This is a genomic window from Aquimarina intermedia (genome assembly GCF_008124785.1).
GTDB lineage: Bacteria > Bacteroidota > Bacteroidia > Flavobacteriales > Flavobacteriaceae > Aquimarina > Aquimarina intermedia.
Genome location: NZ_VNHU01000006.1, coordinates 185482 through 207756, shown reverse-complemented (window position 1 = coordinate 207756; position 22275 = coordinate 185482). Strand labels below are relative to the sequence as shown.

The following is a 22275-nucleotide window of genomic DNA, read 5'->3' as shown; positions in this document are numbered from 1 at the left end:
CGAAAATAAACCTATTTGTTTAGAAATTTTAAACTTCTTGAAACAAATATGGATTGTACTTAATATATAAATAACAAAATACGTAAAATACAAGTACTGAAAAGAAGCTGTATGTGTTGTTGAGAAGAATGTTTGACAGGTTTTGTGTGGTAGCTAAATAGTTTGCTATTTTTACGTAAATTTTAAATGTATGTGGATTAAGAAGCAAGTACCTAATATAATCACGCTGGCAAATTTATTTTGCGGTTGTATAGCAACATTATTTGCCGTACAAGGTAATTTGGAAATAGCTGCGTTATTTGTAATGTTAGGTATATTTTTTGATTTTTTTGATGGGCTAGCAGCAAGAGTTCTTGACGCACAAAGTGAACTTGGGCTCCAATTGGATTCTTTGGCAGACATGGTAACGAGCGGTGTCGTACCGGGAATTATTATGTTTCAACTCTTGACTCAGGTGGTGGGCAAACCATTTTATGTCACTCCGCCTGCATGGGCATCTGACCAAATATGGACTAGCTTGGATTATTCTTATATTTCGCTGTTAGGTCTGCTGGTAACACTAGCTTCAGCGTACCGTTTAGCCAAGTTTAATATTGATACCAGGCAAACAACCTCTTTCATTGGATTGCCAACTCCCGCCAATACGCTATTGATTTTGAGTTTACCTTTAATTTTAAAATTTCAGGCAGAAACCTGGATAGTCAAAATTATTTTAAATGAGTATTTCCTGATTGGATTAACTTTGATAAGTTGTTACCTTCTAAATGCAGAAATAAAACTGTTCGCCCTGAAATTTAAGACCTGGGGATTTGGAGAAAACAAGATTCGCTACGTGTTTTTAGTTGGAACAGTATTATTAATCATATTTTTTAAGTTTATCGCTATCCCATTAATCATTCTATTATTCATCATATTGTCTTTATTGTTTGGGAATCAAACTGAGGATGAAGGTGCCGAAATATAGAACTGATTGCGAGTGAACCGTTGTATAGTAACGGATCGAATAGTTGGTGGTCAAGTAAGTAAGGTGTTAGGTAATATTGAAACGCGCTGTATCAAAACAGTTTAATGCGCTGATGTGTTTTGCAGTTTTTAAGAACTTTTGAGTTCAAGCTGAGTGTTTTGATCAATTTTTAAAAATCAAGTTTCTTTTTTCTGAGCTCAAAATTTTGTCCGAGATATACTTTTCTCACCATTTCGTCTTCGGCTAGTTCTTCGGGTTTACCAGCTTTTAAAATACTTCCTTCAAACATCAAATAGGTGCGATCCGTGATGGCCAGTGTTTCCTGCACATTGTGATCGGTAATTAGGATACCAATATTTTTATTCTTTAATTGTGCTACGATACGTTGAATATCTTCTACTGCTACCGGGTCTACTCCGGCGAAGGGTTCGTCAAGAAGGATGAAATTTGGATCTGTAGCTAAAGCGCGGGCAATTTCTGTACGACGTCGCTCCCCACCACTCAATAAATCACCTCGGTTTTTGCGAATATGTCCTAACCCAAATTCTTCAATAAGAGACTCCATTTTATGTAGTTGTTCCTTTTTAGAGAGTTTGGTAAGCTGTAGCACACTCAAAATATTATCTTCGATACTCAGTTTTCTGAAAACAGAAGCTTCCTGCGCCAGATAACCAATCCCGTTTTGAGCTCGCTTATACATGGGGAATTTGGTAATGTCCATGCTATCTAATGATATTTTACCGCTGTTTGGTTTCACCAGACCTACAATCATATAAAAAGAGGTGGTTTTACCCGCCCCGTTAGGACCTAATAATCCAACGATTTCTCCTTGATTTACTTCCAAAGAAATTCCTTTTACAACCTTACGGCCCTTATATGATTTTATTAAATTATCTGCTTTTAATTTCATAATCGAATACCTGATGAATTATTAAAACTGATTAGGATACGTGAACGGTAGAAAAAACACTACGTAAAGCTTCTACGCGTTTGTTCTAGCCTCAAGAGCATCCCAAAATTCGTACGCGCGTCGTAAGTGCGGAATAACAATAGTACCTCCTACAAGAGTAGCGATACCTAATGCCTCAGCCACTTCATCTTTTGTAAGCCCTTCTTTATGGCACGTTTCTAAATGGTAGCGAACACAGTCATCACAACGCAATACTGCAGAAGCTACCAACCCTAAAAGTTCTTTAGTCTTCACGTTCAGCGCACCCCCCATAAAGGCATTTGTATCCAGATTGAAAATCCGTTTGATAATTTTGTTATTATCTTCAAGAATTCGCGAATTCATTTTTTCGCGATATGCGTTAAAATCATCAACAATATTGCTCATTACTTTTTTGTATTTAATTTTTCTTTTTCCTTTTTAATGACATATTTTGAGATAAAGATACTAATCTCATATAAGATTAAGATGGGGATTGCAACAATGATTTGACTGGCAATATCCGGCGGAGTAATAATGGCGGATAAAATTAGTACTATGACTAATGCAAATTTCCTGTATTTTCTAAGCGATTCTGGTGTTACTAATCCAATTTTAGTTAAGAAAAACATGATCACAGGCAACTCAAAGATAAGGCCACAGGCAATCACTGAAGCTCTAACTAGCGAGATATAACTATCAATATCAAATTCGTTTATGACTTCTTCACTCACTTGATAACCACCTAAGAAATTTATGGAAAGCGGAGTGATTATGTAATATCCAAATAACACACCCGCAAAAAATAGTAAAGAACAAACGATAATAAATCCTTTAGAGTGCTTTTTTTCTGTATCATACAAGGCCGGAGCTATAAATTTCCAGAATTGATAGAGCACATAGGGAAAAGCAATGATAAAACCTGCTGTAATTGAAGTCCATATATGAACAGAAAATTGTCCTGCTACTTTCCTGCTTTGTACACTAAAAGGCAGCTCCTTAAAACAAAGGCTCTGATCAAGGCCCAAAAATTGGGAAAGATCACATAGGCCCTTATAAGTGGGGAAATCAGCTTTTTTTGGTCCAAAAATAATCACATCGAATATTAATTCTTTTGAAAAAAAAGCGATAACTCCCGCAACTAGGACAGCAATGGTTGCTCTGATAAGGTGCCATCTTAACTCCTCCAGATGGTCTAAAAAGGACATGGCTTGTGGATTTTTATTATTATTTTTTGCCATTATAGAATCCCTTCTCTCATTAGGTCATGAATGTGAATTAAACCGGCATATTCTCCATTTTCTTCGGCTAGCAGTTGTGAGATACCATTTGATTCCAATATCTCCAGTGCATCGATAGCCATTGCATCATTATCAATTCTCTTTGGATTGGCAGACATAATATCTTTTGCCGTTAAGCCATCAAACGATTTTCCTGTGGATAACATTCTACGCAAATCTCCGTCTGTGATGATCCCTACAATTTTATTGTTAGAAGTAACAGCAGTTGTTCCAAGCCTTTTTTCGGTCATCTCAACAATGACCTCTGTGATACTTGCATTCTCGGTAACCTGTGGTTTTTCATTTTTTGAAGTTATACCACTTACTCTGAGATATAACTTTTTGCCCAACGCGCCTCCAGGGTGATATTTTGCGAAATCCTTGCTGGAAAATCCTTTAAGGTTAAGTAAACATACTGCAAGAGCATCACCGATAACTAATTGTGCCGTCGTACTGGTAGTAGGAGCCAAGTTGTTTGGACATACTTCCTTTTCAACAAATGCGTTTAACACATAGTCCGCTTCAGTTCCTAAGAAAGAATCTTTATTAGCTGTAATTCCGATTAGTGTATTTTTAAAGCTTTTGATTAAAGGAACTAATACTTTGATTTCAGGCGTATTTCCACTTTTAGAAATACATACCACCACATCATCAGTTAAAATATTACCTAAATCTCCGTGAATAGCATCTGCAGCATGCATAAAAACTGCTGGAGTGCCTGTTGAGTTCATTGTGGCTACAATTTTTGTAGCTATTATGGCACTTTTACCAATACCGGTAAAAATAACGCGACCGTTTGAATTGTGTATCGTTTGTACCGCTTCTGCAAAATCCTCATCTACAAGATTTTCCAGGTTTGCAATAGCCTTAGCTTGTTCTGCGATTGTATTTCTTGCGTGGGATATTATCGTATTTGATGTATTCAAAATTTACTAATTTTGCGTGTTATCATTAAAAGATTTTATTATCTTTAAATATGCAAAGGTATGTAATACCTTATAATATTTAAATACTCATCAAAAAAAGCTTAATAAATTAAGCTTTGTTTATATTTGGGGGTAGTATAGAAAAAGATAGGTACGCTATAACTGTGTTTGGGGAAACAGGCTGTAGTGATGGATTTAATTTAATTGGATATAAAAGGTACATAATTTAATGAGTTTGAACGAGAATGACTTACAGGATGCATTAAAGAAGCATTTTGGCTTTAGTCAATTTAGAGGATTGCAGGAAAAGGTTATACAGAGTCTTTTAAAAAAAGAAAATACTTTTGTGATTATGCCTACAGGTGGAGGGAAGTCCCTATGTTACCAACTACCTGCTTTAATGTGTGAAGGTACGGCTATCGTTGTTTCTCCTTTGATAGCATTAATGAAAAATCAAGTAGATGCGATACGCAGTATATCTTCAGAAGAGGGGATAGCGCACGTATTGAATTCTTCCCTTAATAAATCGGAAATCAAGAAGGTTAAGGATGATATTACTAGTGGAGTTACTAAACTTTTGTATGTAGCACCAGAATCACTAACTAAAGAAGAGTATGTTGATTTTCTAAAACAACAAACGATTTCTTTTTTAGCTATTGACGAAGCGCATTGTATCAGTGAATGGGGACATGATTTTAGACCCGAATATCGTAATTTGAGGAGTATTATAAAGCGAATTGGTGAAAATATTCCTATAATAGGATTAACAGCCACAGCAACTCCAAAGGTGCAAGAAGATATTTTGAAAAATTTAGGTATGACTGACGCTAATACTTTTAAAGCGTCGTTTAATAGACCTAATTTATTTTACGAAATACGTCCGAAAACGAAACATGTAGATTCGGATATTATCCGTTTTGTTAAACAGAATAGTGGTAAAAGTGGGATTATTTACTGTCTAAGCAGAAAACGAGTTGAAGAGCTAGCGCAAACACTCGAAGTAAACGGTGTCAAAGCGGTACCATACCATGCCGGGTTAGATGCTAAAACACGTGCCCGTCATCAAGATATGTTTCTGATGGAAGACGTAGATGTGGTAGTAGCTACAATTGCATTTGGTATGGGAATAGATAAACCAGACGTACGCTTTGTTATCCATCACGATATCCCTAAAAGTATAGAGAGCTATTATCAAGAAACCGGTAGAGCTGGTCGTGATGGGGGCGAAGGCCATTGTTTAGCCTACTACTCTTATAAAGATATTGAGAAACTTGAAAAATTCATGAGCGGTAAACCTGTGGCTGAGCAAGAGATTGGGCACGCTTTATTGCAAGAAGTAGTGGCATTTGCCGAAACCTCTATATCAAGAAGAAAATTTATTCTTCACTATTTTGGAGAGGAATTTGACGAGGTAACCGGAGAAGGTGCTGATATGGATGACAATGTACGTAATCCAAAGAAAAAGCATGAAGCACAGGATGACGTCAAGATGCTTCTTGAGGTTGTAAATAAAACGGGAGAGATCTATAAATCAAAAGATCTGGTTAACACACTTATAGGTAAAAGTAACGCATTGATTATTTCTCACAAAACGCATAATCAAGAGTTTTTTGGTGCTGGTAATCATCGAGATACCGGATACTGGATGGCATTGATTCGTCAGGTTTTGGTCGCTGGGTTTCTCAAAAAAGATATTGAGACTTATGGTGTAATCCGTATTACTAAACAAGGTAAAAACTTTTTAAAAGCTCCGGAAAGTTTTATGATGACTGAAGATCACACCTACGAGGAAACGGGTGATGATAATATAGTTGCTGCCAGTAAATCCAGTGCAAAATCAGGAAGCACCGATATAAAGCTGGTTACTATGTTAAAGGACCTTAGAAAGTCCGTTGGTAAAAAACTAGGAGTACCACCGTTTGTCGTTTTTCAAGATCCATCACTAGAGGATATGGCGCTTAAGTATCCAATCACAATAGAAGAATTAGCGAACGTTCATGGTGTTGGAGAAGGTAAAGCAAAGAAGTATGGAAAATCATTTGTAGATTTAATCTCAAAATACGTTGAGGATAATGAAATAATGCGACCGGATGATTTTGTAGTTAAAAGTACCGGTGCCAATAGTGGATTGAAGTTGTATATTATTCAAAATGTTGATCGCAAACTCCCATTAGATGATATAGCATCAGCCAAAGGGATGAGTATGAACGATTTTATTAAGGAAATGGAAGCTATTGTGTATAGCGGAACAAAACTTAATATAAGCTATTGGATAGATGATATTTTGGATGAAGATCAGCAAGAAGAAATACATGAGTATTTTATAGATGCTGATACCGATAAGATAAATGAGGCTCTCGAGGAGTTTGACGGAGATTATGATGATGAAGAGCTTAGATTGTATAGAATTAAGTTTATCAGCGAAGTAGCAAACTAATTTTTCTGAAAATAGTAGATTTAAAGGCTTTATACCATCTAGGTATAAAGCCTTTCTTTTCATAGATCAATATATCGTACTTATGTGAATGGCGGTATTGGGTGTTACACTACGTATTGTTATCTTTGCATTTCGATAAAAGTTTAAAAAGATAAAAAACGCTAGTATGCAAGACGGATTATACGCAAAATTTACTACTACTCAAGGAGAAATTCTTGTCAATTTAGAATACAAAAAAACTCCGGGAACGGTAGGGAATTTTGTTGGTTTAGCTGAAGGTAATATTGATAATGAAGCAATCCCTCAAGGAAAGCCTTATTATGATGGATTAAAATTTCATAGAGTTATAGAAGATTTTATGATACAAGGTGGAGATCCTCAAGGAACCGGAGCTGGTGGGCCAGGATACCAATTTGATGATGAGATTCATCCGGATCTTAAGCATGATGGTCCAGGAGTGCTTTCTATGGCAAATGCTGGAGCGGGCACTAACGGTAGTCAATTTTTTATTACTCATGTTGAGACAGCATGGCTTGATGGTAAGCATACTGTTTTTGGCAAGGTTGTAGAAGGTCAAGACGTTGTTAACAAAGTGAAGCAAGGTGATGAAATTAAGTCATTAGAAATTGTAAGAGTAGGTGAGGATGCAGAAAAATTCAATGCGGTAGAATCTTTTAGACAATTTAATGGTGCAAAGGCAGAGCGAGAAGCAGCAGCCAAAAAGAAGGCCGAAGGATTATTGGATGAGATCGCTGCCGGTTTTAATCAAACAGAGAGTGGTCTGCGTTATAACATTATTCAAAAAGGTGATGGAGCACAGGCAGAAAAAGGAAAAACGGTTTCTGTACATTACAAAGGAAGCTTAACTGACGGTACCGTATTTGATTCTTCTTACAAACGTAATGAACCTATTGATTTTCCACTCGGTATGGGGCATGTAATTTCAGGATGGGATGAAGGGATTGCTTTACTTCAAATAGGAGATAAAGCCAGATTTGTAATTCCACCACATTTAGGCTACGGAGCTCAAGGAGCCGGAGGTGTGATACCAGCGAATGCAACGCTTATTTTTGACGTTGAACTGGTAGCTGTCAAATAAATAAAATATAAAATACTATTGAAGCGTCTTAGACTATAAGTTTAAGACGCTTTTTTGTTATAGATAGAATATGATTTTATGAATAGCCTCTAAGTATTACTAGTAAAATCAAATAAAATCTTTATTTTTAACTATCGAATGGCTTATTTTAAGACTAAATATACTATTTTGTCGTTTAATTGTAGCTAGAGAACTGTTAATATGATACTCTTAATAGTAATCATCTTACTTCTTTTTTGTTAAATTTGTGTATAAATCAAAGTTGAACCCCTAAATTATGAGACAGTTTATAATAATGCTTTTAGTCTGCCTCTACGCCAGTACAGGTCTTGGGCAAACGAAAGAGCAACTTTTAAAAGATATAAAAAATCAAATTGAGATAATAAATAGTTATACTGAGTTTGATATTTTGAGCTTGGAACCTGAAGAATTTCTGACAGAAATGGTGGATCACGGACCCTCTTTTAATGGGTATTACGAGCATAATCGTTTAAAAAAAATGGTTAAGGTGATAGGAACACCTAATGCTGACATTGTTACGGATTTTTATTTCTGGAATGATCAACTGATTTTTACAAGCTACAAACAGCGTCCTTATATGAAAAGTGCCGCCGGCGGGCAAGCGTTGGATTACTCATCTGCTTATACCAAATATGAAGAACAGCATTTTTATAATGATGGTAAAGAGATTGAAAAAAAAACTATCGGGAATGCGTTGCCTGATTTGCCTAAACAATCCAACTATTTATCTTATACCAAAAAGATGAAGAAGTTATTGGACACCAAGTTTATTAACAAAAATGCATACGATGCCGTGCAAGGTAAATGGGTCTTTATTCAGGATCGGGCAAAAACGGTGGTATTTGACGGCGTTTTAAAAATTAATTATAAAGACGATAAATATGTAGATCGTTATAAAATGAAAATTGATGGCGATGTAATTACCTGCTGGACAACTTCAGCAAATAAGCATCAATTCAAAATTGAAGAAATAACAGATACTACCCTTACATTGGTTCAACTACCTTCGAACGAACTGTTGTTTTATGATCGTGTAGAATAAACATTATTTCACAGTTGTTCTTATGAGAATACGTTAGGTTTATTTCCACTTAATGTTACATCCAATACTTGGTTTCTGATTGGAGCTTACTTTTGTGTTTCTTAGAACTGCATCCATTGCTGACCTTAAATCCTTCCCGTTAACCGGGATTCCGTTACCCGGCCTGGAATCATCTAACTGTCCTCGATAGATTAGTTTTAGCTCTGTATCAAATAAATAGAAATCCGGTGTACAAGCTGCTTGGTAAGCTTTGGCTACTTCTTGAGTTTCATCGTATAAATAGGGGAAAGTATAATTGTTTTCTCGAGCTATCTTACGCATGAGTATTGGACTATCTTGTGGATAGTTCTCTACATCATTACTGCTAATGGCAATAAAAGAAAATCCCTGTGTTCTATAATCATTTGCGATTCGAACTATTTCTTCATTTATGTGTATGACAAAAGGACAATGATTGCATATAAACATGATAACAACACCTTTCTCTATCTTTTCTTTTTCTAAAGAAAAAAGAGAGCCGGTTACAGTGTCAATAAGTGTAAAATTTGGAGCTTTAGTTCCCAAAGGAAGCATTGTCGAAGGTGTTCTGGCCATAACGTTGTTTTGATTATACCTATAAAATAATGCATTATTATTAAAACAGCCAATTTTATATTACCTTAGTTTATAAATATATTTTTATGAAATCTTTGCATAGTTGGTTCGAGGAGTACGCCGTAAGTCATAAAAACGAAAAAAATATCTTGATACATTATATTTGTGTGCCTTTAATATTTTTTTCAATTGTTGGTTTACTAATGAGTATTCCTCCGGGACCTTTGGATAAAATACTGCCCGAATCTTTTTGGTTGTTAGAAAACTGGGCTGTAGTTGCACTTTTGGTAGCGTTAATCTTTTATATTCGATTATCTATCAAAATGGCAATAGCCATCGGGATATTTTCTTTTTTGTGTATTCTAGGTAATTATTTCCTATCCCAGATAGGAACGCTCTGGATCTTATCATTGGGTATTTTTGTGCTAGCTTGGATAGGGCAGTTTTACGGCCATAAAATTGAAGGTAAAAAACCATCATTCGCCAAGGATTTACAATTTTTACTAATTGGGCCTGCCTGGATACTCCAAAAGTGGTTTAAGATCGTTTAAAAGGGGTGAAGGCTAATTATAAACTATACTGATTACATAGCTTTATCAAAGAAAATAGCGTTCATCATCAGCTTATTTGTACCATACCAAAAGCCTCTGAAGTTTACATTATCGGTAAACAAAATTACACGACCATTATCAACCTTTTTATGCACGAAGGGAACAGTACCCGCAAGGCTATCAAGATTTTTTTTACTTATATAACCACTAAGCAATGGCTTTTCTGTATACTGAATTGGATTGTTAAAGCTTTCTCTATCAGGTTTGATAAATTTTGTTGTGTTACGAAATAGCGCTAGCTTTTTTGTATGATATCCAAAATTAATGGGATGCGAACGGTCTAATTGAGCTTCAAAAATAGCACCACCTATATTTTGGGCTCCAGAGAAATCATCTTTCTGTTCAAATGAAATGTTTTTTGCAATATTGTCAGGCTTAAGAAAGTTCAAATCTAAAAGTTTCCAATCATTGAAAACTTCAGCGGTGTTTCTAAAACCAATTAGAGTTCCTCCGCTTTTTAACCAATTTGTCAATTTTTCCTCTTGTGATTTAGTAAAGGACTCTGTTTTACTATTTGGGATTATAAGATGTGAATAGTTTGTAAGCGTGCTATTTTCTATACTTGAAAGTTCAATCTTATTTAAAGGTATATCGAAACGTTGATCTAACAGGTGCCATATCTCACCGGCATCATACGGAGTAATACCTTCGCCCACTAACATTGCAACAGTAGGTTTTTTGAGAGGTTTAAATTTAGAACTTCCCAGATCTATCCCTGTTGTTAGTCCGGTGGTAACAGGATCAATTTGTATATGATTTTTTGCTGATAATGTGTTTAGAAACTCAAAGAGCTCTGACTGTGTTAGCTTTTGATTTTGTACAGGAATGAATACTGTTCCGTAATCGTACGTTTTGTTTTTGATAGTAAAGGGTTTCATACCAACTTTTGCACGCAAGCCTTTATTCAAAATTTGGTAAAGTGCTTTTGGGGTGTAATATTCATGCCATTCCATAACGTAACCATAAGCGCTGGCTGAGGAAATTTTGGTAGTTTTATTTTCAACTGAATCTACTTTGGTTCCGCGCTTAATATCTTTGAATACTTCCGTATACTGCTGATTAAATGCCAGAGGCAGTGTCCATGCGGAAACATCGTAAAAAAGACTGTCCTTGAAACTAGTTCTTTTTTCAAAAATCGCCTCAATCAGTTTATGTTGTCTTTGATTTTTAGGCACTATATAGCTATTCCCTTTTTTAAAGGAGATGTCGTTATAAAATTCACTTTTTGTTAAGTTGTAAAACTCAATTTTATGGGCGTCTAATATATCAGCTAATGCATTGGTAGACGCAGCGTCCTTCTCATTACCAAAAACATAATATCCCCTGAGGTTATTTTTATTTAAACCGGTATAAAAATCATTTTGGTATTTCAGTAAGGATACCCGCATACTATTTGCTGCTTTTAGAGTTGATAGTGCAGCAGTCAGTTGATTTCTGATTGTAAAAGGAAAGGTGATAGTCCCATTATCACTATTCTGCGCATGTCCTCTCGAGCTTGCTTGCTCGAATAAAATACCGACACTTCCATGAATATCAGGAAAGGTTGAGCCTTTACCATAGTAAAAATCATCAAAATTCTCTTCGGTATAATATAGAGAGCCAATCTTATCCAAAGCAGCGGCGTGATAATTTCCAATTTCTCTGGTTAGTTCTTGATTTTTAGCAGGTGTAAGCGGATGTGTACGGGAAGGGATACCTGGTTGAAAGAAAAACGTGCTATTAGTACCCATCTCATGGTGATCGGTAAGTATATTGGGATACCAATTGTGAAAAGTTGTTATTCTGGCGCGGGATTCGGGTAGTTGTACGGGTAGCCAATCACGATTCATGTCAAACCAATAGTGGTTTGTACGACCCCCTGGCCAGGTTTCATTATATTCTCTGTCTTGAGAATCAGGGGTTATGTTTTTGTTTTTGTTAGCATTTACCCAGCTGGCAAAACGTTGCAGGCCATCCGGATTGAATGAGGGATCTAATAGAATTACTACGTTGGATAAGAGTTCGTTGATAGCCTTTCCTTCAGCTGCAGCCAGATGGTAAGCTAATAACAAAGCAGCATTTGATCCACTAGGTTCATTGCCGTGTATGGAGAAGCCCTGATAAACAACCACAGGCATATCGTCAATGATTGCATCCGTTAGTTTTTGGTGAACTCCCTCTACATGCTTTTGTTGAATTGATGAAAGATTACTATGATTTTGTTCAGAAGTGATAGTTAATAATAGCAACGGACGGTTTTCATACGTTGTCCCTCTGTTCTCTAGCGTGATTCGTGGAGAAACATTCGCCAGCACACGCATGTATTCGACTAGCTTATCATGTGTAACATGCCATTCTCCGGGGATATATCCCAATATGTCTTGTGGCTTAGGGATCTCAGGATTGTAACTAATGTCAGTATCAGATAAATAATAATCCAGAGACAATTGCTTTTGCGCAGTTAAAAGATTTGCAATAAAAAACACGAGAAGCAAACTGTTTCTTAACATGGGAGTAGTTTTATAAAGTTACGAGGGCAAGATACTTATTTTAGGTCCTAAAAAAAACCGTTTCTTTCAGGAAACGGTTTTTGAATTTTTTTAAGACAATCTGAGTTTATATATCGTCAAAACTCACATCGGTAAAGCTTTCAGCAGATGCTGCAGTGGCTATTTTACCATTTTCTTTTGAAGTATAGACTTCTTGGTCTTGTGATTTTTGATAATCTTTTTGATGTCTTTCACTAATTACTTCTTCGCCTTTTTCATTGATAACAAAGTCGGTCATTTCATTTAGAATCTCAGTGAAACCGGCAAAATCTTCTTTGTATAAATAGATCTTATGCTTTTTATAGTGAAAAGATCCATCGTCGTTGGTGAACTTTTTACTTTCTGTTATAGTTAGATAATAATCTCCTGCTTTTGTGGCTCTTACGTCAAAGAAATATGTTCTTCGTCCTGCTCTTAAGACTTTTGAGAAAATTTCTTCTTTCTCCATCATTTCATGGTCACTCATAATCCTATTTCTTAATTAATTAGTATAGTATGATGAATTCAAAAATCCAAAAAAAATGTTAATCGCGCAACAAAAACTCAAATTTCTTTTTCGCTTAATTGTTTTAAATACAATTTTTTATAGTAACCATCAGTGTTTAAAAGCTGGTTATGAGATCCTTGCTGTATTATTTTTCCTTCGTCCAAAACAATTATTTGATCTGCATTCTTAACAGTTGAGATACGATGACTTACAATAAATGTGGTTTTGTTTTTTGTTATTTTGTTGAGATTGGATAAAATCTGTTCTTCGGTTTCGGTATCTACCGCAGATAGACAATCATCAAATAACAAGATAGCCGGATCTTTTATGATCGCTCTGGCTATTGATACACGTTGTTTTTGACCGCCAGACAGTGTAATTCCTCGTTCACCAAGTACGGTTTCATATCCTTTACTAAAATTAGTAATATTTGAATGTACTACTGCTTTTCTTGCAGCGGCTTCAATTTCTTCTTGGCTGGCATCTTCTTTTCCAAAACTTATATTATTCTTAATCGAATCACTAAACAGAAAAGCATCCTGCGGTACATACCCTATATTTTCTCTTAGATCAGTAAGGTTTAACTGGTCGATTTTTTTATTATCAATACGTATCTCACCGGTGGAAACATCGTAGAGTCTACCTATTAAATCCAAGATAGTCGATTTTCCGGATCCTGTTTTACCAATAATTGCCAAAGTCTCACCGCGTTTGACGTTAAGATTAATTCCTTTTAGTGCAGTAATATTGGTGTCATCATATGTAAAAGTCACATTGTCGAAAACAATGTTTCCGTGTATGGGTGTAGTGTGCTTTACATGATTTACGATTTCTGGTTCCTGACTCAAAAATTCGTTGATACGTACTTGAGAAGCTTCAGCTTGTTGTACAATGGAGGTAACCCATCCTACGGTTGCTACAGGCCACGTGAGCATATTGACAAAAATAATGAATTCTACAATTACGCCAAGTTCAGTTATAGTCCCATCGATGTATTGTCTTCCGCCAATATATATTACGATCAAATTACTAAACCCAATTAATAATACCATCAATGGAAAAAATAGTGCTTGCACTTTAGCCAGGTCAATATTTTTATCCTTATTCTGATCTGATAATTCAGTAAAGTTATCTTGAGTTTGCGCTTCAATACCATACGCTTTGATGACAGTTATACCACTAAATGATTCCTGTGTAAAGGTGGTTAATTTGGATAGGTACTGTTGTACAATTGTACTTCGTTTATGGATAGCAACACTCAACTTATAAATGGAAAGTGATAATATTGGTAACGGGGCAACTGTATAGAGTGTAAGTTCTGGAGCGATACTGGCCATATAGCCGATAACCACTACAAACAGGGTAACGGTATTGACGCTGTACATTATTGCCGGTCCAACGTACATTCTAACTTTACCAACATCTTCACTAATACGATTCATTAAATCTCCGGTACGATTTTTTTTATAAAAATTTAAAGAAAGACGTTCATAGTGTCGATATACTTCGTTTTTCAGGTCATATTCGATATGTCTTGATACTACGATAAATGTTTGTCGCATTAAAAAAGTAAAAAACGCAGCGATGAGAACGGATCCAAGAATTAAAAGAATATTCATGATTAATTCGTCCTTCACCAGTTCTAAATTCTGTACTTCATTTTTTAGATACAAATCAACTACATCAACTGAATCTCCTATGAATTTAGGAACTGCTATAGCAAAGATTCTGGCTATTATTGTAATAATCAAGCCAATAATTAAGCGTGATTTATATTTGCGGAAATATTTATTTAAATGCCTTAATGCACGCATATAATGTAGGTGTTATTGAAAATATTTATTGACATATTCTTAAAATTGTGCTATGATAAAACATACATTCGTAAAAATAAGTTATTTTAGCAGCCTAATTTTGATTATAATTTAATTGTAACCATTTAAAATTTCCAAAAATGACGACTGAAGTGCTTACTGCAAATCAATTAAAAAAAGAAGCTCCTGTGTTTGGTCAGCTATCTTTTAATGATCACGAACAAATTGTTTTTTGTCAGGACAAAGATACAGGTTTAAAGGCAATAATTGGTGTGCATAACACAGTTTTAGGGCCTGCTTTGGGTGGGACTAGAATGTATGATTATCAAACTGAGTGGGATGCCCTAAATGATGTGCTACGATTATCGAGAGGGATGACCTATAAATCTGCGATTACCGGCTTAAATCTCGGAGGAGGAAAAGCAGTAATCATAGGAGACCCAAAATTAATTAAGACGCCTGAACTCATGAGACGTTTTGGGAAATTTGTAGATACTTTAGGAGGAAAATACTATACTGCCGAGGATATTGGGATGGAAACATCTGATATGGATACTGTACGTGAAGTAACACCGTATGTTACCGGTATTTCTGAATCCAAAGGAGGTGCGGGAAACCCTTCTCCTGTTACAGCTTATGGAGTATATATGGGGATGAAAGCTGCTACAAAATATGCCTACGGAAATGATGCCTTATCCGGAAAACGTATTTTGGTTCAAGGTATTGGTCATGTAGGCGAAGAATTGGTACGCTTAGCAAAAGAAGAAGGTGCTAATGTTATTATTACCGATATTAATGAAGAACGTTTACAAGAAGTAAGTAAAAAGTACGGAGCTGATATTTACAGAGGATCAGATTTGTATGCTGAAACAGCGGATATTTATGCACCTTGTGCTTTGGGAGCTACTATAAATGACGATACAATTAATAAGCTAAATGTTAAAGTTATCGCCGGGGCAGCAAATAATCAGTTAGCTGTAGAGGGTGTACATGGGGCCTTATTGCAAGAAAAGGGAATAGTGTATGCTCCGGATTTCTTGATTAATGCAGGAGGTATTATAAATGTATATGCTGAAATTGAAGGCTATGGTAGAGATCAGATTATGGCTAAAACAGAAAATATTTATAATACAACCTTAGAGATTCTTTCTAAAGCTCAAGAAGCCAACATTACAACAAATGCTGCTGCAATGCGAATTGCTGAGGAAAGAATAGAGAATAGAAAAAAAGAGAATTTAAGATAAGTAGATAAAAAATAATACTATTTTTGCAAGGCGAAAGCAACGACGCTTTCGCCTTATTAATGTTAAGTTCTTTGTAATTTTCTATGTTGACCAGAAGACATATTCGAGTTAAGGTAATGCAGTCACTCTATTCTATGGAGCAGACGCAAAGCGATGACCTAATTAAAGAAGAGAAATTTCTTCTTTTCAGTATTGATCAGATGTATGATCTATTCCTAATTAATCTTCAACTTCTGGTAGAGATCAGAAAACACGCCGAGGATTTTCTTTCTAAAAGTAAAAAGAAATATCTGGCTACCTCTGAAGATAAAAATCCAAATACCAAATTTGTAAATAATGAAGTTTTACTGCTTTTAAATAAAAATGAAGAGCTTAAAACTATCATGGAGAAAAAGAAGCTCAATTGTTGGGAGTTAGACAGTGAGTATGTTGTGATTCTTTGGGAAGCTATTAAGGAGAGTGACATTTACAAAGAATATATGCGTACTACGCTGAGTTCTTTTAAAGAAGATAAGGACTTTCTACTAGCAATTTTTAAAGAAGTCATAGCTCCAAATGAAAAGTTGTTTGATTATTACGAAGACAAACGACTAACCTGGGTGGACGACTTACCTCTGGTAAACACAGCTATTCTTAAAACATTGCGAAAAATAAAGCCTACGCACACCGAGAGTTTATCGCTGCCTGATTTATATAAAGATCACGATGACAGGAGGTTTGCGATAGATATTTTTAGAAAAACTTGTTTGAATGGTGGGGAATTTGGCAAAGAAATTGATGGTAGAACACCAAACTGGGATAAGGACAGAATTGCAGAGCTCGATAAGGCAATTATCAATATGGCTATCTGCGAGTTTGTGAAATTTCCTTCGATTCCGGTAAAGGTAACCATTAACGAATATCTTGAAATAGCCAAGGAGTATAGTACTCCAAAAAGTAGTATATTTATCAACGGTATTTTGGACAAAATTTCAAAAGAATACCAAGAGAACGGCAAGCTGCAGAAAGTTGGAAGAGGACTTATGTAGTTTAGTAAAAAATAGTATTTTTAACCCAAATTAATTAAAAACCCAAGTAATGAAAAAAGGAATCTTAATTTTAGCTGGTATTTTTGCTATGACGATAGTGTCTTGTAAAGATAATGCAACGAAAAAAGTTAACGAAGAAAATGTAGAGATCGCAGCAGAGCGTGATGCAAAAAACACAGAATTTCCAGTGATGACATTTGCAGAAATTGAGCATGATTTTGGAACTATAAATGAAGGTGATGTTGTTGAGCATACATTTTCTTTTACAAACACTGGTAAGACGCCATTAGTAATTGTAAACGCTAAAGGTAGTTGTGGATGTACTGTGCCAAGTTACCCAACAGAGCCTATCGCTCCTGGTGCAACTGGTGAAATGTTAGTTAAGTTCAACTCTAGTGGTAAACCAAACCAACAAAACAAAACAGTTACAATTACTGCAAATACTGAGACAGGTAAAGAAGTTATTAAGATTAAAGCTCTAGTTACACCTAAAGCTCAACCAGTAAGCGGAACTCCTGTAAGCGAGTAATTTAAATTTATGGAACAACTACAATCATTTGCTCCTTTTATATTGATTTTTGTAGTGATGTATTTCTTTATGATACGTCCGCAAATGCAAAAAGCAAAAAAGGAAAGAAAATTTTCTGAAAGTCTTAAAAAAGGCGATCGTATAGTAACCAAAAGTGGGTTGCACGGTAAAGTTTTTGATTTCAGTGAAAAAAATAATGCAGTTATTATAGAAACCGGATCAGGTAAATTAACATATGACAAATCAGCGATTTCGTTAGATATGAGTCAAAAGTTAAATGCTCCTCCAAAGGAAGAGAAAAAGAAATAATAACTTAGAGTAGGAATTAAAAAGCGGAATAGTAGCATTACTATTCCGCTTTTGTTTTTATGACTAGTCACTTGTTGCTTAGTTGTTACCTGCAGCAAGTTCGGCAATTCTAATAATAACTTCGGTCGCTTTTACCATGCTCTCTGCGGGTACATACTCATAACGACCGTGAAAATTATGCCCACCTGCAAATATATTTGGACAGGGAAGTCCCATATAACTTAATTGGGATCCGTCTGTTCCTCCTCGTATAGGTTTTATGATCGGAGTAACATCCAAAGATTTCATCGCTTCTTCTGCAAGGTCTACGATATGCATGACGGGAGCAACTTTTTCACGCATATTGTAGTACTGATCTTTTATAGTTACGGTTATGACTTCTTGTCCATGTTGTTCATTTAATGCACCAGCTAGCTTACTAAGCATTTCTTTTCTAGCTTCAAAATGTTCCTTATCGTGATCTCTTATAATGTACTGCAATGTCGTTTCTTCTACATCACCCTCCATTTGGTGCAGATGAAAAAATCCTTGTCTGTCTGAGGTATGTTCAGGAGTTTCTAGTCGTGGTAAAGAGTTGATAAAGTCTTGGGCAATATACATGCTATTAATCATCTTTCCCTTTGCATATCCCGGATGAACAATTTTACCCTTAATTTTAACTACAGCACCGGCTGCATTAAAGTTTTCATATTCTAACTCTCCGATTTGACTTCCATCCATAGTGTAGGCCCAATCAGCATTAAATTTTTTGACGTCAAACTTATGAGCACCTCTTCCTATTTCTTCATCTGGTGTAAAACCAATTCGAATATCACCATGCTTAATTTCCGGGTGATTAACCAAATATTCTATGGCAGAGATGATTTCTGTAATTCCTGCTTTGTCATCAGCACCTAACAGCGTAGTTCCATCTGTAGTAATTAGTGTTTGACCAATGTAAAGTTTTAAATCTTCAAAATAATCTGGAGAAAGGATGATTTGCTCTTTTTTATTTAAGATAATATCTTTTCCATCATATGCATCTATTCGTTGAGGTTTTACATTGGCTCCGGTAAAATCCGGTGTAGTATCAAAATGCGAAATAAAACCGATAGTAGGGACTTTATGATCAACATTGCTGGGCAGCGTAGCCATGATATAAGCATTTTTATCAATAGTTACATCAGTTAATCCAATGTGTTTTAATTCTTCAACCAACATATTAGCAAGATCCCATTGTTTTTTTGTACTGGGCGTGGTATCGCTATTAGGGTCACTCTCTGTATCGATCACTACATAGCGCATAAATCTGTTGATCAAATTCTCTTTATCTATGCGTATCGTTGTTAAATCTTCAATTTTATCCTGTTTCATAGCGAACTATTTAAAGTATTCTTATTTTTTTAGATAATTACAGCATTGATAATCAATATACTAAGTATTTTGTCTTATTTTTAGGTATCACAAATTATCAATAATCAAAATTAAAACTATGTTTAGAATTTACGCAATGTTCTTGCTGTTTTCTTTTGGGTTGTCTATTAATGGTAACGCACAGGAAATAACGGGAACGGTTTTGGATGATCAATCTCAGCCATTACCCGGAGTATCTGTTATCTTGAAGAATACCGAAACAGGAGTGATTACAGATTTTAACGGACAGTACACAATCGCGGCAGCACAAGGGCAAACTTTAGTTTTCTCATATGTAGGATTTGAAACACAAGAAAAACTTATCACAGGCACGGTTATAAATGTAACCATGCAATCGGGAGTTGCTTTGGATGAAATTGTTCTTGTAGGAACCAGAAACCCCAATCGTACCGTTGTGGAGACTGCAGTGCCGATCGATGTTTTAGATATTAAAGAACTCGCCAGTGCTACACCTCAAGTCAATTTAAATCAAATCTTAAATTATGTGGCACCGTCATTCTCTTCTAATACGCAAACCATATCAGATGGTACCGACCATATTGATCCGGCTTCTTTAAGAGGTCTTGGACCGGATCAGGTGCTGGTGTTGGTCAATGGGAAGCGGCGACATACCACTTCATTGGTCAATGTAAATGGTACTTTTGGTCGGGGTAATGTAGGGACCGATCTTAATGCAATTCCAGCTGTTGCGATCAAAAGAATTGAAGTTTTGCGTGATGGTGCAGCAGCGCAATACGGATCTGATGCTATTGCCGGGGTTATTAATATAGTACTTAGAAGCGATGTAAACGAACTTGATTTTACAGTAACCACAGGTGCAAACGTTTCTCGCAATGCCGAAAAGCAAACCGGAGGTGTCGATGGTGAATCTGTCAACGTAGCGGCAAGTTATGGATTGCCAATAGGGGAGAAAGGTGGGTTTATCAATTTTAGCGGCGATTTTGACTACCGCGAACCCTATAATAGAATGAAGGCTTGGGAGGGAAGTATTTTTAATGGCTATAATGCCATCGAGTACGAAGCGTCAAAGGATAATGCAAGTCTAAAAGAGTTGCAAACAGATTTAACTGAAATAAAGAGCTATGCAGAACGGGTAAATTATTTTTCTCCTCAGCTTCAATCGGATATACAATCCGCTGCTACATTAGAAGATTTACAACCAATTCTAGATATCGATGTTACAGAACAGGAATTACAAGCTCGTGGACAAGAACGTAGTGATTATAATATGCGTGTTGGACAGTCTGGACTTCGTGGTGGACGTTTTTTTGCAAATATATCCTTACCACTGGATGACAATGAGACAGAATTATATGCTTTTGCAGGCTTAAGTTCACGAAAAGGGAATTCTGCTGGTTTCTATAGGTTGCCTAATCAAAGTAGAACTTACACTCCTGTGTATATCAATGGCTTTTTGCCTGAAATTAATTCGAAAATTAGTGATCAGTCTATTTCTATCGGATTGAGAGGTAAAATTAATAATTGGGAAGTAGATTTTAGTAATACCTATGGTAAAAATAGTTTTCTATACACCATCACAAACACGTCTAATGCCTCGTTGCTCAATGCTACGCCAACTACTTTTGATGCTGGTGGATTTTCATTTTTGCAAAATACAACCAATCTGGATATCACTCAATTTTATGAAGATATCTTTGCGGGGCTCAATGTAGCTTTTGGCGCAGAGCATCGTCTGGAGGTTTATGAAATTACTGAAGGTGAAGAAGAGTCCTATGCTCAGTATGATAATAACGGCGATGTAATTACAAATTCATCGCAATCCCCACCAACAGATTTCTTTGGCCGTAACCGTCCGGGAGCTTCTCAGGTATTTCCGGGATTTTCACCAGCCAATGAGCTCTCCAGAGACAGAACAAGTATTGCGGGATATTTGGATATTGAAGCGGACTTTACCGAAAAATGGTTGCTCAGTTTTGCCACCCGCTATGAAAACTACAGTGATTTTGGATCGACTATAAATTTTAAAGTGGCAACACGTTATAAATTGACAGAAGATATTAATTTGAGGGCTGCTGCGAATACAGGGTTTAGAGCACCCTCCCTGCATCAGCTTAATTTTAATTCCACATCTACAATATTTGATAATTCGGGTAACCCTCAAGAAGTAGGAACGTTTACTAATGATAGCCGGGCTGCCGAACTGCTCGGAATTCCAGAATTGAAAGAAGAAACCTCCCAAAGTATAAGTATTGGTCTCACAGCTAAAATACCAAGCTTAAATTTATCAGTAACAGTAGATGGATATTTCGTAACTATCGACGATCGTATTGTGTATACCGGACAGTTTGAGGGTCCCGGGACGGATAGTGAATTGGACCGGCTATTGGCACAGGCAAATGCGACAGCTGCATCATTTTTTGCAAATGCGATTGATACAGAGTCCAAGGGATTAGATATCGTCTTAACACATAAAGCGAGTTTGGGAGCAACGATGGAGTTAAAATCTGATTTGGCTGCTACTTTATCGCAAACCAGACAAGTAGGAGATATTAATGCTTCAGATGTATTGCGAAGAGCAAATAAAGTGGAGACCTACTTCCCAGAAGATAGTCGTGTTTATCTGGAAGAAGCGGTGCCAAGAACTAAAATTAATCTATCTAATAGCCTGACTACAGATACATTTAATGTCTTTCTTAGGAATGTGTACTTTGGCGAAGTAACCGAAGCGTCTACATTTGTGGAGCGTCAACAGGATTTCGGAAGTAAAATAGTGACCGACCTTTCTTTGGGGTATAAAGCCTCTGAATCGCTCACGGTGACAATAGGTGCTAATAATTTATTTGACATTTATCCGGATAGAGCGGATCCGGCGTTTGATAATAGAAGCGGTGGTAGGTTTGATTGGTCCAGACGTGCGCAACAATTTGGTATTGGAGGAAGATTTGTATTTGCGCGATTAAACTTTATTTTAAAATAAAGCAAACAAAATACTACGGTATAAATGCCTGCTACCTATTTGGGTAGTGGGCTTTTTTAATGATAAGTTTCGGTTTTCGCACT

Annotated in this window: 19 protein-coding genes; 10 read left to right on the top strand and 9 right to left on the bottom strand. The window is 36.1% G+C overall.

Features of this window, described 5'->3' with window-relative positions:
• Nucleotides 1-190: 190 nt before the first annotated feature.
• Nucleotides 191-964, top strand: a complete 774-nt coding sequence (locus tag BD809_RS10710) for a CDP-alcohol phosphatidyltransferase family protein (protein ID WP_148782966.1) — start codon at nt 191-193, stop codon at nt 962-964.
• Between the two features lie 169 nt (nt 965-1133).
• On the opposite strand, the gene lptB is transcribed toward BD809_RS10710, so the two are convergent.
• The 4 genes from lptB to BD809_RS10690 all read right to left on the bottom strand — a co-directional run bounded on the left by lptB (nt 1134) and on the right by BD809_RS10690 (nt 4098).
• Nucleotides 1134-1874, bottom strand: a complete 741-nt coding sequence (lptB, locus tag BD809_RS10705; protein ID WP_148782965.1) for an LPS export ABC transporter ATP-binding protein — start codon at nt 1872-1874, stop codon at nt 1134-1136.
• 72 nt (nt 1875-1946) lie between these two features.
• The gene (locus tag BD809_RS10700) at nt 1947-2300 is read right to left on the bottom strand and encodes a carboxymuconolactone decarboxylase family protein (RefSeq protein ID WP_148782964.1); all 354 of its coding nucleotides are present in this window, start codon (nt 2298-2300) and stop codon (nt 1947-1949) included.
• The gene (tatC, locus tag BD809_RS10695) at nt 2300-3133 is read right to left on the bottom strand and encodes a twin-arginine translocase subunit TatC (RefSeq protein WP_148782963.1); all 834 of its coding nucleotides are present in this window, start codon (nt 3131-3133) and stop codon (nt 2300-2302) included. The genes BD809_RS10700 and tatC overlap by 1 nt, the downstream gene beginning before the upstream one ends.
• Nucleotides 3133-4098, bottom strand: coding sequence for a KpsF/GutQ family sugar-phosphate isomerase (locus tag BD809_RS10690; RefSeq protein WP_148782962.1), 966 nt, complete (start codon nt 4096-4098; stop codon nt 3133-3135). Before BD809_RS10690 ends, tatC begins: the two co-directional genes overlap by 1 nt.
• Before the next feature lie 229 nt (nt 4099-4327).
• Between BD809_RS10690 and BD809_RS10685 the strand changes: the two genes are divergently transcribed.
• The 3 genes from BD809_RS10685 to BD809_RS10675 all read left to right on the top strand — a co-directional run bounded on the left by BD809_RS10685 (nt 4328) and on the right by BD809_RS10675 (nt 8697).
• Entirely contained in the window at nt 4328-6535 is a 2208-nt protein-coding gene (locus BD809_RS10685) for an ATP-dependent DNA helicase RecQ (RefSeq protein ID WP_211356711.1), read from the top strand.
• Nucleotides 6536-6701: 166 nt separating this feature from the next.
• Nucleotides 6702-7634, top strand: coding sequence for a peptidylprolyl isomerase (locus tag BD809_RS10680; RefSeq protein ID WP_148782961.1), 933 nt, complete (start codon nt 6702-6704; stop codon nt 7632-7634).
• A 277-nt stretch (nt 7635-7911) separates the two neighbouring features.
• Nucleotides 7912-8697, top strand: a complete 786-nt coding sequence (locus tag BD809_RS10675; RefSeq protein ID WP_148782960.1) for a hypothetical protein — start codon at nt 7912-7914, stop codon at nt 8695-8697.
• 39 nt (nt 8698-8736) lie between these two features.
• On the opposite strand, the gene BD809_RS10670 is transcribed toward BD809_RS10675, so the two are convergent.
• Nucleotides 8737-9291 carry a thioredoxin family protein gene (locus BD809_RS10670; protein WP_148782959.1) on the bottom strand — a complete coding sequence of 185 codons (555 nt, stop codon included), beginning with the start codon at nt 9289-9291 and terminating at the stop codon, nt 8737-8739.
• A gap of 86 nt (nt 9292-9377) precedes the next feature.
• Here BD809_RS10670 and BD809_RS10665 point away from each other — a divergent pair, with 86 nt between their 5' ends.
• The gene (locus BD809_RS10665; RefSeq protein ID WP_148782958.1) at nt 9378-9842 is read left to right on the top strand and encodes an Mpo1 family 2-hydroxy fatty acid dioxygenase; all 465 of its coding nucleotides are present in this window, start codon (nt 9378-9380) and stop codon (nt 9840-9842) included.
• 32 nt (nt 9843-9874) lie between these two features.
• Here BD809_RS10665 and BD809_RS10660 read toward each other — a convergent pair whose 3' ends face one another.
• The 3 genes from BD809_RS10660 to BD809_RS10650 all read right to left on the bottom strand — a co-directional run bounded on the left by BD809_RS10660 (nt 9875) and on the right by BD809_RS10650 (nt 14731).
• Entirely contained in the window at nt 9875-12391 is a 2517-nt protein-coding gene (locus BD809_RS10660; RefSeq protein ID WP_148782957.1) for a M14 family metallopeptidase, read from the bottom strand.
• 106 nt (nt 12392-12497) lie between these two features.
• Nucleotides 12498-12896: a PUR family DNA/RNA-binding protein gene (locus BD809_RS10655; protein ID WP_148782956.1), complete on the bottom strand. Its 399-nt coding sequence runs from the start codon at nt 12894-12896 to the stop codon at nt 12498-12500.
• A 77-nt stretch (nt 12897-12973) separates the two neighbouring features.
• Nucleotides 12974-14731, bottom strand: a complete 1758-nt coding sequence (locus tag BD809_RS10650; protein ID WP_148782955.1) for an ABC transporter ATP-binding protein — start codon at nt 14729-14731, stop codon at nt 12974-12976.
• 140 nt (nt 14732-14871) lie between these two features.
• Here BD809_RS10650 and BD809_RS10645 point away from each other — a divergent pair, with 140 nt between their 5' ends.
• The 4 genes from BD809_RS10645 to yajC all read left to right on the top strand — a co-directional run bounded on the left by BD809_RS10645 (nt 14872) and on the right by yajC (nt 17841).
• Nucleotides 14872-15975, top strand: coding sequence for a Glu/Leu/Phe/Val family dehydrogenase (locus BD809_RS10645; protein ID WP_148782954.1), 1104 nt, complete (start codon nt 14872-14874; stop codon nt 15973-15975).
• A 116-nt stretch (nt 15976-16091) separates the two neighbouring features.
• A complete protein-coding gene (nusB, locus tag BD809_RS10640; RefSeq protein ID WP_246131502.1) occupies nt 16092-17003 on the top strand; it encodes a transcription antitermination factor NusB in 912 nt (303 codons plus the stop codon).
• Nucleotides 17004-17052: 49 nt separating this feature from the next.
• Nucleotides 17053-17532, top strand: coding sequence for a DUF1573 domain-containing protein (locus BD809_RS10635; protein ID WP_148782952.1), 480 nt, complete (start codon nt 17053-17055; stop codon nt 17530-17532).
• Between the two features lie 9 nt (nt 17533-17541).
• Complete coding sequence (yajC, locus tag BD809_RS10630) at nt 17542-17841, top strand: preprotein translocase subunit YajC (protein ID WP_148782951.1); 300 nt, start codon at nt 17542-17544, stop codon at nt 17839-17841.
• Nucleotides 17842-17919: 78 nt separating this feature from the next.
• Here yajC and pepT read toward each other — a convergent pair whose 3' ends face one another.
• Nucleotides 17920-19194: a peptidase T gene (gene pepT / locus BD809_RS10625; RefSeq protein ID WP_148782950.1), complete on the bottom strand. Its 1275-nt coding sequence runs from the start codon at nt 19192-19194 to the stop codon at nt 17920-17922.
• 118 nt (nt 19195-19312) lie between these two features.
• Between pepT and BD809_RS10620 the strand changes: the two genes are divergently transcribed.
• Nucleotides 19313-22192 carry a TonB-dependent receptor gene (locus BD809_RS10620; protein ID WP_148782949.1) on the top strand — a complete coding sequence of 960 codons (2880 nt, stop codon included), beginning with the start codon at nt 19313-19315 and terminating at the stop codon, nt 22190-22192.
• Nucleotides 22193-22275 lie beyond the last annotated feature (83 nt).